At 44.8% G+C, this 13,949-nt stretch carries 9 protein-coding genes; 4 read left to right on the top strand and 5 right to left on the bottom strand.

Features of this window, described 5'->3' with window-relative positions; genetic code table 11:
• Nucleotides 1–290: 290 nt before the first annotated feature.
• The 4 genes from MHM94_RS03395 to ppc form a co-directional block, all read right to left on the bottom strand.
• Nucleotides 291–1,748: a HEPN domain-containing protein gene (locus MHM94_RS03395; RefSeq protein ID WP_235418788.1), complete on the bottom strand. Its 1,458-nt coding sequence runs from the start codon at nucleotides 1,746–1,748 to the stop codon at nucleotides 291–293.
• A 774-nt stretch (nucleotides 1,749–2,522) separates the two neighbouring features.
• Nucleotides 2,523–3,629 (bottom strand): PIN domain-containing protein, encoded by a 1,107-nt coding sequence (locus MHM94_RS03385; protein WP_235418787.1) that lies wholly within the window; start codon nucleotides 3,627–3,629, stop codon nucleotides 2,523–2,525.
• Nucleotides 3,630–3,748: 119 nt separating this feature from the next.
• The gene (locus MHM94_RS03380; RefSeq protein WP_235418786.1) at nucleotides 3,749–4,324 is read right to left on the bottom strand and encodes a hypothetical protein; all 576 of its coding nucleotides are present in this window, start codon (nucleotides 4,322–4,324) and stop codon (nucleotides 3,749–3,751) included.
• A 449-nt stretch (nucleotides 4,325–4,773) separates the two neighbouring features.
• Nucleotides 4,774–7,398, bottom strand: coding sequence for a phosphoenolpyruvate carboxylase (gene ppc, locus MHM94_RS03375; RefSeq protein ID WP_235418785.1), 2,625 nt, complete (start codon nucleotides 7,396–7,398; stop codon nucleotides 4,774–4,776).
• 359 nt (nucleotides 7,399–7,757) lie between these two features.
• Between ppc and MHM94_RS03370 the strand changes: the two genes are divergently transcribed.
• Nucleotides 7,758–8,483 carry a tetratricopeptide repeat protein gene (locus tag MHM94_RS03370; protein WP_022944412.1) on the top strand — a complete coding sequence of 242 codons (726 nt, stop codon included), beginning with the start codon at nucleotides 7,758–7,760 and terminating at the stop codon, nucleotides 8,481–8,483.
• On the opposite strand, the gene MHM94_RS03365 is transcribed toward MHM94_RS03370, so the two are convergent.
• The gene (locus MHM94_RS03365) at nucleotides 8,478–10,460 is read right to left on the bottom strand and encodes a serine/threonine-protein kinase (RefSeq protein ID WP_235418784.1); all 1,983 of its coding nucleotides are present in this window, start codon (nucleotides 10,458–10,460) and stop codon (nucleotides 8,478–8,480) included. The genes MHM94_RS03370 and MHM94_RS03365 overlap by 6 nt on opposite strands.
• A 298-nt stretch (nucleotides 10,461–10,758) precedes the next feature.
• Between MHM94_RS03365 and tagH the strand changes: the two genes are divergently transcribed.
• From tagH to tssK, 3 genes are read left to right on the top strand one after another with little or no spacing between them, the layout of a single operon-like run.
• Entirely contained in the window at nucleotides 10,759–12,102 is a 1,344-nt protein-coding gene (tagH, locus tag MHM94_RS03360) for a type VI secretion system-associated FHA domain protein TagH (RefSeq protein ID WP_235418783.1), read from the top strand.
• 24 nt (nucleotides 12,103–12,126) lie between these two features.
• Nucleotides 12,127–12,588 carry a type VI secretion system lipoprotein TssJ gene (tssJ, locus tag MHM94_RS03355; RefSeq protein WP_045980643.1) on the top strand — a complete coding sequence of 154 codons (462 nt, stop codon included), beginning with the start codon at nucleotides 12,127–12,129 and terminating at the stop codon, nucleotides 12,586–12,588.
• A 22-nt stretch (nucleotides 12,589–12,610) separates the two neighbouring features.
• Nucleotides 12,611–13,939 carry a type VI secretion system baseplate subunit TssK gene (gene tssK, locus MHM94_RS03350; protein ID WP_045980642.1) on the top strand — a complete coding sequence of 443 codons (1,329 nt, stop codon included), beginning with the start codon at nucleotides 12,611–12,613 and terminating at the stop codon, nucleotides 13,937–13,939.
• The last annotated feature ends 10 nt before the right edge of the window (nucleotides 13,940–13,949 follow it).

Raw genomic sequence — 13,949 nt, 5'->3', positions numbered from 1 at the left:
TAGTTGAGCCTGAAACTAACTGGAGCCACGAGCCAACTGACTTGAATAGTGCCTTCTTAAGGTTAACCGATGAATGTCTAGTGCCCCTAACCACCATAAGGAATGACAGAGTTAGGCAGTGATGAGATCACAATAAGAGAGCCTCTATATGTGTTTGCCGTAAGCAATTTATTTAACAGCCACAATGACAGAGCGAAGTAGATTATTTTGCTAATTGAAAAACAGTTAGCTGCCTATCGGCAGCTAAAAAAGATTCTATTGTTTATTTGACGGAAGAAGGTTCATATGTGTTAGGCATTTGTTCCACCGAGCAAAAGCTCTGAATCAACTAGTTTCGGATCGCGATATTTAGGGTTTTCTAATAAGACTTTTAGAACAAAGCGGAGGTAATCTACCGCAAGGGAGTGAGTTGTAGTCTCATTGTTATCTTCAAGCTTGATAACTCGCTTTTTGTCCAATTTTTTGCTTCCATGCACAATTGCCGAACGATATGCATATATACTTTTAATATCTTTGAAAGCTTGCTGTGGTGTCTTGTTAAAGCTGCTATCCAGATTTACCAGAGCTCCCACCCTCATCGCCAATTTATGAGTCATTTCTTGATTGCCATCATCTGAAAGTAAAGCTTCCAGTGCGATAGTTGCATCAAGTACAGAATCTTCCTCACTATCTCGTACAAGACACTGATTTAACCGTTTAACCGATAAATCAATTGAGTTTTCCTCAGAGTCGGAAAGCAAACCAAATATTTTACTAATGGTATCCATTTCATTATTTGCAACTAATGGTACAGATTCAGTGTTCCAGTAATAGTCTTCGAAAAATGCAGGGTAAGAACGAGTAGTAGTTCCGACAATGTGAGGCAGGTCAGCTTTACAATGACTAATCCAAGATTTAGCCATAGAAAAAACTTGAGCGTATCCTGTGCTTATGTCTTTAACCAGGCGAATCGAAGCAAAGAACTTGTTAATTCGTTCAATTGGATATGCTCTTATATTATGTAAAGCATTAAAATCCATAGAACAGGGACTGTTCTTTACCTCCCAGCCTTTTAAGACTAACGCATGCGTTGCTGAAGAAAGTACCGAGTCATGAACACTAACGTTATAGGACTTTATATTATATCGAGCTAGATGCTCTTTCTCTGTCAAACGCCTAACTTCAATCACTTCAGATAAGGCATATGAATCAAAGTCAAAGTTAACAAAAAGAATTGGTATTACGATATCAATTGGTAACGTATCTAAGTATATAAAATTTTGTATATCACGAATTACATCTGTGGCTTTATCTTCATCGTACTCAAAGCTGTCATTCGCATGTATATATCGTTCAACGGCATCTTTTACAATAGAGTGAATAAATATAGTTCTAAAATCTGGAAATTTATCATCCTTTATTTCTTTCCATTGTTCCAGTATGAATCGACTTTCAAGATCTTCATTTGATGTCACAAATTCTAAAAACTTTCCAAATGATGCTATATCTGATTCGTTAATTTCACCCTCTTTGGTTCCAAAGCACTTTCTATACTCTTTCGCGCCCTGGAAACTGGAAGAAGATAAGTTAGGAAGACCGTTTTCTCTTAATGATATTGAAGGCCATTCATAATACGTGCCAATATATTTTTTAGAAGCTACTGCTTTGGCCACTTCGGTTAGGCCGTCTTTCATCGCAGCAGTCAAGAGTACGCCAAACTCTTCTCGGCTATTTTCTATTTTTTTAAAAATACTATCTTCTGATTCCATTCTTACAACCTAAATAGATTAAATCTTCAAGTGTGCCTAACGCCCGGCTTAGCGGCGCGAGCGCAGTGAGCGTCCTAGGCCGCGTTTTTTGCGGCCGTTGCTACAGCCGCTTGTTAAGTGTGGTGGGGCTGAGGGAATCGAACCCTCGTGGCGCGCTCTTAGGTAAATTACAGTTGCACAATTAGCTCTGCGACTCGCTCAGATTGAAATCTACCACCAGGCACCCCAGTAACGCCACGATTCCACCTTTCACGTTTTTCATAATATTGCTATTACTATTGCTCTTCATAGTTTTTCTCTCCTGTTCCAAAGTCACCAATGGGGCATTTGATAGTTCCAATCCGAGCGAAGCATCCACTTCAAGATTCGCTGTAATTCCTGTTCCTAAGCCAGTTTGACCTGCTGGCAAGCAGATCTAATTAAACTTGTTTCTATTTACTCTTCGATTTTTCTGTACGAATAGTAACCCGTCTCTCTCCATGAGCGCATTACGCTCCCACAAGAACAAACAAAGCTGTCATCATCTTTTTCTGGGAGATTGTGATAAGTGACGGAATAAACTGCACCACATTCGGAGCACTCTTCAGTTCCTAATTTCTTTTCACTCCAATCCATAATGGTTCTCCTACGTTTAAACACTTAACGCCCTGTTAAGGTGTGAGCAACGCAATACCGACGCTTCCGCAAACCACCTTAACCACTAAACACAACGCATAGTAAAAATGCCACGCGTTGCGAATCACTCTTAAACAGTTTGTTAGCACACACTTATTCCTACAAGTCTATACTTTCAACACTATCTATTTTTAATGAATCTAAGTCTAAACTGTTTGAAAAGTCGTCAAAATCCAAGTTATCCCGATCAAATTTCACTGTTGCAATACCTTGAACAGTTACACGAAATTCGTCCTCAGCCTCAAAGTAGTGGTCATTGTGGTCCGAAACACTAGGAGGAAATTCCATTCCATAATAATCTGCTTTAAATATGTAATAATACGCACACACATCTATCTCTAGCTCAAAAGGTACCCCTACACTTCCACTCCCATAATAAAGTAGATTATCGAGATCTAACTCTATGGAGTCGACTTCTCCAAAGCTCGATATCGTAGCCTCATTATTATCATCAGGAATTGTCCCATCAATAATTACACTACCTATAATGTAATCACCAATTTCCCAAGATATCCCTGATTTTAAGTCACCCTCATTTTCTTCAAAGTCATGAATTGCTCTAAAAATAGCAGGTAAATCTGAAATAAGATCGATGTCTTTTAACTTATCTTGAACTGGAGGAGTCTTAATGTATTCACTGAGTTGAGCATAGCAATCCACTTTCTCATTTTCAGAAAATGAATTCTTTACCTTTGCGTCTTCAGCAATTACGACAACTTTTTGACTTTGGCTGGAAATTTTATTAATTGATTGAACAATGAAGCTATCAGGAATATCTTCTCGATTTTTTAAGTTTGTTAAAGGAGACTCTCCTTTAAAATATGCCTCCATGGCATTTAAAGCTTGCTCCTCACACAGAGCAACAACATTGCCACCAATACTATTTAACCAATCATTGAAATAGTTTTCAGCAGCTTCAAGTGTATCATCGTAAGCGGTCTCGACAGCTTGTTTTATTGCTTTAAGTTCGTCAAGCTTGTCACTTGTAAGTGGGCGTCTTAGTAATGCATTTATACCTGACAACGATTTATCCAAATCTTTTTTACATTGTTCTCGTTGTTGCGTTTGGAACTCTCGTTGGACTATGTAAGGTACCTGTACTTTCAAATAATGTGCATCAGACAACTTTTTTACGACCGAAAAATCGCTGTTATCTAACTTAGGATTTTTTCTATAAATGTTTGTATCTATAACTAAATTTATCATTACAACCTCATAATTAGTACATCACCTGTGGGTGCTAACGCCCCAATAACCGGCAGATGGAACACAGCGAAGCGTAGTGTAAGCTGTCCGGCGCCGTAGGCGCGAAGTTAATTGGTTTGTTATACGATTTCTGCAACATTAGCCTCATGCACTTCGATATTAGGATTGAGCTTGTTCACGAGATTTCTTACTAGACTTTTAGTTCGAGTGTCCATTTTTGAACCAAGCAATATTTGGCTTATGGATATATCCACGTAGTTTGAATCTGTGACGAATACTCGCTCTTCCTCTTCATAAGCCCACGGTTCCAGCTTACAAGTTAAGACATTTTTCGCGGTCTCGTGACTGCCATTCCTCGTGGCATTTTGAACATAAGATAAACCCTCGTATGTTATGGGCCTCATCTCATGCTTGTTATCAACGACCAAGCCTATAACTACTCCCCTATGACTATCTGCGTAGTGTGACCACATAAGAGTGCTATCGGGTCGGCGCGAAAGTGAACATATTCTGAGCTTAGTTTTCTCGCCCTTTATTTTTTCCACCAACTCTCTATTTATGGTTCCCGCATCATATGTATAAAGCCCTTCCATTGGATCATTAAGTTCGAAATATGGCGCCGCATAAATTCTATTATTTAGAATTATGTCTACAAAGTTCTTGAAATTTTCTAATGACCTATATTTGTAATGCATAGCTAACTCTTCGTATAACAGCTTATTAGCCTGCATTTCGGGTTAAGCCAAAATTCAAATAACAAAAAATTAGTCGCACACTTTATATTAATAAGTAATTTCATGAAGTTACCAGAGTGGATTGGTAATGTCTAAGCAGTATTGGTTTGTTAAAAACGAGCATTGAGATATCCGAGCCTAAAATGGCACGATATATAAATATCGAACTTCAACACTTTCATAGGGTTAACTTTAATTTCTACTTATTCGAGCCTAAAACTGCAGTATATAACGAGCCTTATTTTACGCTCTTGGCTTATTTCTGCTCTGTTGAGCACCCGCGTTATTTACACAAGGCAAGTAGCCTCTTTGATGATCGCTCATCGCGTTTTATTGGGTGTGAATGATGGCCACTTACCACAATGGCGAGGTTCAGATGCGAGGCGGCTGATACACTGCCTCGCACCTAATTAACCGGTATTGCGCATACCCGCTGCGATACCAGCCATGGTAACCATTAAGGCTTTATCTAATGCCTGTGAGCTATTTGTACGGGCTCGTTTCAATAGCTCCACCTGCAGGACATTAAGCGGATCTGTGTAGGGGTTACGCAATGCAATAGACTCACGCACCCACGGCTGATGCCCTAATAAAGTGTGCTCTGGGCTTAATTCTTTGATCAGTGCCACTGATTGCGCTAACTCTTGGCGTAAACGTTCGCCAAAGTGCTGTAACTGCGGCGCCACTAAGTGCTGATCATAATGCGCACTAAGCCAACTATCCGCCTTACAGAATACCATTTCCAACATTTCTAATCGGGTGCGAAAGAACGGCCACTGCTGACTCATCAGTTGCAACGTATGTTCACCGTATTCACTAATCGCCGCTCCTAAACCTTGATAGGCTCCCAACCAAGCAGGCAGCATCAGACGGTTTTGCGACCAAGCAAAGATCCAAGGAATGGCCCTTAAGCTTTCCACCCCACCATTGGGGTTGCGCTTAGAAGGCCGCGACCCCAATGGCAACTTACCCAACTCTTGCTCTGGTGTGGCACTGCGAAAGTAAGGTACAAATTCAGGGTTCTCGCGCACAGTCGCACGATAATGCTGGCACGATGCGTCGCTAATTTTAGCCATAACGTCACGCCACTTAGGCTCAGGCTCTGGGGGTGGCAGCAGGTTCCCCTCAAGTACTGCGCTGGCATATAAATGCAGGCTTTGCTTTGCGACACTGGCCAGTCCGAACTTGAAGCGGATCATCTCACCTTGCTCAGTCACGCGCAGGCCATTTTTCAAACTCCCTGGCGGTTGCGAGCGCAACGCTTGCGCAGCTGGGGCTCCTCCCCTACCAACAGTACCGCCGCGCCCGTGAAATAGCACGAGCTCAATGCCCTGCTCCTCACTAAGCTGCACCAAGGACTCCATAGCGCTATATTGTGCCCAGCCTGCGGCCATCATCCCTGCATCTTTGGCTGAATCTGAATAGCCAATCATCACATACTGATGAGTGCCTAGATGTTGGCGATACACATCATCGCTAAATAAAGCCTGCATCACTTCCGGCGCACGGTTGAGGTCATCCAGAGTTTCAAACAAAGGTGCAACCGGCATATTAAACTGGCAGCCTGCTTCTTGAAGTAATAACTTAACCGCCAGCACATCTGATGCCTGACGAGCCATGGAAATAATGTAAATGCCAAAGTTTTCGGCGCGATTTTGGGCAATCACTTTAAAGGTGTCGAGAACCTCTTGGCTTTGATCGCTTGGTTGCCAATTGCGAGGTAATAACGGCCGCTTGCTGGCCAACTCTGCTTTGAGAAACTCTTGTTTGCCTTGCTCATCCCACTGGCAGTAATCACCTAAGCCTAGGTACTCGGTCAGCTCACCGAGCACCTGTGCGTGTCTGTCACTGTCTTGGCGGATATCCAATTGCGAGAGCTGCAAACCGAAGCACTGGCAGCGGATCAGCGTATCGCGCAGCTGACCCTGGGCGATGATGGCCATATTATTGGCCTCTAACGAGCGCTCACAGGCCTTTAACACATCCGTTATCTGAATGATATCCGTGATGATGTTTTCGCCACGTGGCGACTGCCCAGTTATTTTGGCCTCGAGATACTCGTGAGTGAGTGTCAGCTTTTCACGTAGTTGCTTTAATACGGCACGATAGGGTTCATGGGCTCCTTCAGCCTGTTTAGCTAAAGCATCATCGCAGGCGAACATCGATAATTCACTGATCAGCAGGTTGATGTCTTTAATATACAGGTCCAATGCCATCCACCGGCCATGGTCGAGTACGCTCTGTGTCACACTCGACGTTACAAAAGGATTGCCATCGCGGTCGCCACCCATCCATGAGGTAAAACGCACCGGCTTAGCGTCACTTGCTAAACCAACACCCAACTCTTGAGTCAGCGTGTCATCGAGCTCACGCACATATTCTGGCACCGCTTGCCACAGGCTATTTTCAATGACCGCGTAACCCCACTTCGCCTCATCCAAAGGCGTTGGCCGTTGTTGACGAATTTCATCGGTATGCCACGCCTGAGCTATTATTTGGCGCATGCGCGCGTGGAGTTTTTGTTGTTCTTGCGGTAGCAAGTCGCCCAGCTCTAACAGGTTTAAGCAATCACTTAATTGCACATGTTTGTTAATCAGTGTGCGCCGTGTCACTTCCGTTGGGTGCGCAGTTAATACCAAGTTGATATCTAGTCGTGCGATTGCCTCTTTGATGGTGTGCTCTTGCACATGGCTTTGCTTGAGGCGCAGCAAAGTCTGCTTTAATGGGTCAAGTTCGCAAAAACCCTGGTTACCCGAGCGCGACACAGTATGGTACTGCTCAGCAACGTTAGCGAGGTTGAGGAATTGGTTAAACGCGCGCACAACAAGCAGTAACTCATCGTCGCTTAGGGATTGTAGCTCACTGATCAGCGCCTCACGCGCCTGCTCATCGCCACCGCGAGAAGTTTTTGCCAACTGACGAATTGATTCAACTTTGGCCAAAGCCGAATCACCCAATGCCTGAGCAATGGTTTGTCCTAGCATCTGCCCTAATAAACCCACATTACTGCGTAGTGCTGCGTATTGATCACTCATATCCTCACTCCTGTGTCTTTATTTTTATCTTTTGTAGCATGGAAGTGCCTCGCTTTGAAAGGCTAAGAAAAGGAGAAAAACTAATTTGATAATAATTCCTATTTGCACTTGACACATTAGGCCATGCTAGTAATAATCATTATCAACAAGACGAAACGGAGTCTTTTGCTTTCTCTTGGTCTTGTTCATACGCACTCAATGCGATGAAAACTTTACTTGCTACATTGCTCATATCGGTGACGGTAGATATGACCCCAAAAACCCAAGCCTTGCTTGGGTTTTTTTATGGCTAAGCTTTGGACCCATACTAATAAACAGGCTAGAATCATAAAGATACGAGCCATACGCGGAGAACACAGATGTTGCGATACACACTATGCGCACTGACACTGAGCAGTGCACTTGCACTCGCGCCCGCAGCACATGCGGGGTTAGAAGAAGGCATTGCTGCGGCCAATGTGGGAGATTTTGAAACCGCCCTCAGCGAGTTTCAATATTTAGCAGACATGGGCTATGCCCCTGGAATCTATCAACTGGCGCAAATGTACGAAAGCGGCCACGGTGTAGCCAAGAATCAACGTAAGGCTGCTCAGCTATATCAGCAGGCCGTGGATAAAGACTATGCAGACGCGATGTTTTCCTTGGCGGTCATGTACCAAGAAGGCCGAGGAGTAAAGCTAGACTTGCAACGGGCGGTCAGTTTATTCAAAGGGGCTGCCGAAAAAGGGTTGGCTGCTGCGCAATTTAACCTTGGCGTTATGTACACCAATGGCGAAGGCGTTATTAAAGATTACCAAAGCGCAATCGATTGGTATCGTAAAGCGGCAGCGCAAAATTATACCCTGGCTCAGTTTAACCTTGCGCTAATGTACTATGAAGGCCTAGGTGTAGCTAAAAGTATCGAGAAGTCTTATATCTGGAACACCATCGCGGAATACAATGGCAATGACGATGCCAGTACCAGCCGCAAACTCGACGAGAAAAAATTGCAGCCTGAAGAAATTGAGCGGGCAAAGCAAAAAGCCGACGACATCTATGAAAAGATCCTCGCCGGCCGTTATGCTGGAGAAGGTCGTCGCCTATAAATAAGCTGAGAGTGACTTGTTAATCGAGTCACTTCGCTCTATTAGCTTCTGCGCTGTACGATACATGCGCTTTTGCATTAATGCATGCGCCTTCGACAAATATGCAGAAGCGAGCGATTTCTTCAGTTTTACCATGGGCTGAAAATCTTCTGGCACTTTTTCTGCCAACGTGTTCACTTCTTCTTCCAGTGCAATCAGCTCTTTATGGTCATCCATATTAGTAATAGATACTTCCCAAGCATCAAACTGATCTTGGTAATACGCCGTGGCAGCCTCGTAAGGATACGGTGTATCCGGGTTACTCTCACGTTTATTGAAGTACTGTGCTAGCACCGTCATGGCTTCGCGTTTCGCTTCACCTTGTTGCAATAATTGCGCAATCTGCTGATTTTGCGCAAATACGGCCTCACCGACTTCGGCTAAGGTATCTAAAGTCGCAACGTCGTCTGCTTCAACGGCTGCTTGGTATTGCTCAAGGTATAAAGTAACCCCAGCTTCCATCGGTTGATAATCAAATTCAGGGGCAATGAAGGCTAGATCTTCAGAAAGCTTAACCAAAGAGTTGTCACCGCCCTCGGTTAGACGTCCTTGACTCAATAACAAGTCAATTTTTTCAACCACACCATCGAGCACCGATTGCTGCTCTGTTCGTGTATCTTGAATAAGTTCAGCCAACGCCAGTGAGTCTGGGAAACGAGGTTTGGCTTGATCGTACACGTTAATAATTGCAGTGAAGTTCTTGTATTCTTGCTCTTTATTCTGCCCTGCTAACTTCGCTTGTTGCTCTAACTGTGCCAGTAACTGGGGCTGGTTTTTAACCACCAAGCCTTGTTTTAGTACTTGGTACTGTGGCGGAATTTCACCTAATTTATTGAATAGGTTACTTGGCCCCCATCCCATCCACTGGTTAAGTTGCTCATTTTTAGCAACAGCATTGTCGTATTTAGCTTGCAACAGAGCGTAATCACTTTGCGCTTGGGTATGATAAGTAAATCCTAACCCTGCAACTACAGCTACAGTTGCCACCGCAGCCACTGCCGGCATGTGGTTGACAGTCAATAATTTCGACTTGAGTTCGCTAAAGCTCTTAAACCCTGGCTGCGAAATTGATAATGCTTTTTTCAGCGCGCCCCAACGTAGCATCGGCATCGACGCTGGCTTTTTCAGAGTATAAGTCGCTGGCACCTCATTGGCGGCAACACGGTCATAAGGGTGGTTACTCGAAATAAGTTCATAGGCGATACACGCGAACGAAAAAATATCATCTTGCGGTGTCGGCTCTTGGCCATCTAATTGCGATGCGCTGGCGTAAGCTGGGGTGTACCCGGCAACACCATCTTCTGCCTGAGCGCCTTGATAAGCGTAAATATCATCGCCACGATGGGCGCGAGCAACACCAAAATCTAGAATTTTTACGTCACCTTGGCTGGTGACCATAACATTGGAAGGCTTCAGGTCGGTGTGCACAACACCGTGGGCGTGCGCATAAATTAGCGCATCAATCATTTGCGTGAGAATGGGTTTGGCGTTGGCAAATTTCATGCCCGTTGGCCGTGAACGCTTGATTATTTGCTCAAGTGTCTCGCCCTCAATCCACTCCATAACGATGTAGTGAATCCCGGCCACGCTTGCACAATCATAAACGCGGACAATATTTGGATGCGATAATTGCTGACAGCGCTGGGCTTCTTTTTTCAACAGCGCCAATGCTTGCTCTGATTCTGCAAACTGCGATTGTAACACTTTAATAACGACGTGATGTTCGCCATCGCTGGTTGAGAGGTGTAGGTCTTTGGCGCGGTAGATATCACTCATACCACCTTGGCCGACAAGTTCCTCCAACAGATACCGTGCACCTAATTTCAGGCCCTGAAGGTTGGCACTTTGAGCATTCTTTTGTGGGGCGTTACCTGAGTTTGCGATACCAGCGATTTGCGTTTTATCTTGCTCGCTTGCATTTTGCGGCTTGTCATCCATATTGGCTGTCCTTTGATGCGTTCATCCATTCACTGAGCGTTAATATATTAGATTATTAAATAAAAGGCTATAACAGATTGCGGTTTAAATGACCTTTTATACGGTTCAATAGTATAACCACTAGTATAATTGCAAAAATCACCACAATCTCTTAAGGCCACTACAATGGTTACTTGAACTTATGCCACACCGGAGTAAATGTCGCGCTATTAGATACCGTCACTTTTATTGACAAAATCTAACTTAATATTTATCCTCGTGAGCTATTAACGTCGTCTTATGGAATAGAGTAAAGCAAATGGAAGCGACCTTTAACGTTATCAGCTACCACCGCCTATCCCCTGAAATAGAAACATCAAAGACCACCCAAGATAGCTTGGTATTTGGTCGTTCACAGGAGTGCGACTGGCACTTGCCAGATCCTGAGAAAATAATTTCCAGCACCCATGGCCGTATTGAGCGTTCTGGGTCGAACTTCGTTGTTCATGATTTATCAACAAACGGCCTATTTGTTAACCACAGTGTGACCCCCGTAGGCAAAGGCAATCAACAAGCATTGCAAGACGGTGATGTGCTCAGTATTGGCGATTATGAAATCGAATTTAAACTGGCGCAAAGCGCCGTCGCCGCGCAAAGCGCACCAGTAGCTCAACCATCGCAGCCGAGTATACCTGCGCAGCAAGCTGCACCTGCTGCGAGCACGAATAACGATGATTTGTTTGCAACGCAGATGCAATCCGCAAACGAACTTGACCAATCTTTCCAGATGCCCGGTCTAGAAACACCAGCGAGCGCCTCAGCAACCGGCTCTCAATCCGCAGCCGAAACCATTCCCGAAGACTGGGGGTTGGACTTAGCATTCGGCCAACCTGAGAGCGCGTCCCCTGCAAGTCAGCCTGCGCCTCAGCCAGAGCCACAACCAGCTCCTGCTCCTACGCCGGCACCAACAGCGCAAACGCAACATAGCATCGCTCCGACCCCAGAGCCAAAGGCGCCACAGCAAGCTGCACCACAAGCTTCGGCTGCGCCGCAGCCAGCTCAAGCTCCAGCAGCTGCAGGACAAGGTGAATTAGCAGCTGCTTTTTTGCAAGGTTTGCAAGTTGACGCGCAGCTTGCGAATGAATTAAACAACGCACAAACGTGGCAACAGATGGGGGAGAGTTTACGACTCCTATTGTTGGGCTTAGTTGAATCACTTAGACAACGCTCCTCGGTGAAACAACAACTGCGCTTGAATCACACTATGTTCCAAGCACAACAAAATAATCCACTGAAGTTTTCAGCAACTTTAGAAGATGTAATCCAGAACTTATACACCCGAAATAGCGCCAGCTTTTTAAATGCTGAGCAAGCTATTGCCGAGGCGTTTAAAGACACTCGCGACCACGATACGGCAATGATGGCCGGGACCGTGGGGGCCATTGAAGGATTACTCGATACACTTTCACCAGAGCGCCTGAAAAGCCAAGCCAACGAACAAGGCGGTCTGAAAAAAGTTTTACCATATCAATTAGAAGCGAAAAGCTGGCGTTTATTTAGCGCTATGCACCAAGACATGGAAAGTGAAATTGAGCGCAAAGGCAGTGGCGCGCTCGCTGATGATTTTGTTAAAGCTTACGATAGTAAATTAAAAACGCTTTAGATTAGTTATCCTAGAGGAAACAACATGAACAACAAATTATTGTCCGTATTGGTCGTAATTTTTACCTTAGCACTGAGTGCGTGTACTGCGGTGAATAAGATAGTACCGCCCTCCACCGACGTCACCTTTAATGTCGCGGCTGATATCAACCCAGATATTAATCAACGTCCTTCACCTGTTGTGGTTAAAATCTTTGAGCTGAGTTCACGGACAGTATTTGATAATCAAGATTTCTTCACCCTTTATGAAGATCCTGAGTCGGTGTTGGGCCCTGATCTGTTAAAAAAGGACGAGTTAGAGCTGCAACCTGGAAGCAAACTTGAGTACCCGATGTCGCTAGATAGAAATACGCGCTATGTCGGCTTTGTTGTAGCCTATCGCGATATTGACCAAGCTCGTTGGCGTGCAGTGTTAGCGGCCGATCCAACTGGCTATGATGATGTAACTGTTAATGTTGAGGAAATTGCTGTTTACGCCAAAGACTAAACAGCACTAAGAGGGAATTTACATGAGCGACCACAGCGCAATCGCATGGACCGAGGGGATGTTCTTACGTCCCCAACATTTTCAGCAGGCTGAGCGCAGCATTCGTCGTGCGATCAACCACAGCAGCCAGCATGTCCACCACTACCCGTGGGGGACTGTGTCGTTGGAAATAGACCAATCCTTGCTACCTTTAGGGCAAGTTCGTTTAAGCAAACTGACCGCTACTCTAGCTGATGGCACCGCCGTTGATATGCCTACGATCGACCCGCTACCACAAGCACTGTCGTTAACCAGCGAAGTACGGGACGAAGTTATCTATTTGGCGATTGCCAGTGATAAAACCAATGGCACAAATATCAGCGCTGATGGTGACGGTATGATCACCCGATACCGTTTCGCTGACCATACTTGCGCCGATGTAAGCTTAGGCAGCGATGCTCAGGAATCAGTGCAAATTGCCGCACTGCATAGCCAACTTAAACGCCATAACGATGACCGAGCTGGTTATATTTGTTTGCCTATTGCACGGGTAATCGAAGTATCCGACGAGGGCAACATTAAACTCGATAGCAAGTTTATTGCTCCTACCTTGAATGCCAAAGCGGTTGCGCCATTAACCAGCGTGGTACGCGAAATTCATGGCATGATTAAGCAGCGTGCAGAAGCGCTTTCTGCGCGGTTAACTCAAGGGCAAGCAGGTTCCACTTCGGTGGCTGACTTTATGATGCTGCAAGTGCTAAACAAGTACCAACCGGTGTTTAGTAACTTTGAAAATATGGATATGTTACATCCATTTATGCTTTATAACCGGGTGATTGAATTAGTCGGTGAGCTCAGTACCTTCAGTACCCGTGATAAACGAGTTCCCGAGCTGCCCCATTACAACCACAGTGAGCTGACTGCTGTGTTTGGTAATTTAATGGTATTAATCAACCAAACGCTGAGCCAAGTACTTGAACAAACTGCACTGGAAATACCCCTTGAGAAAAGCAAGTTTGGTATTTATTTTGGCGCAATTAATGATAAGTCTTTACTTGATAATGCTCACTTTATACTGGCTGTAAAAGCGAACCTACCTAACGAAGAAGTGCGTCAGCGTCTACCCGCACAGACGAAAATAGGTAGCGTCGAGACAATTCGCGACTTAGTGAATAACCAAATCCCAGGAATTACTCTTGCGACCTTGCCTGTCGCACCTAGGCAGGTGCCCTACCATGCTGGCTACCATTACTTCCAGCTGGAAAAAGGCAATGAGCACTGGCTTAAGTTAAGCAGTAGTGGTGGTATTGCACTGCATATTTCTGGCAACTACCCCGAACTACAAGTGGCACTTTGGGCCGTTAAGGGATAACTAACCAACA

The sequence above is a fragment of the Pseudoalteromonas sp. CNAT2-18.1 genome (assembly GCF_022347865.1).
GTDB classification, from domain to species: Bacteria; Pseudomonadota; Gammaproteobacteria; order Enterobacterales; family Alteromonadaceae; genus Pseudoalteromonas; species Pseudoalteromonas ruthenica.
This window is presented reverse-complemented; position numbering and strand designations above follow the sequence as displayed.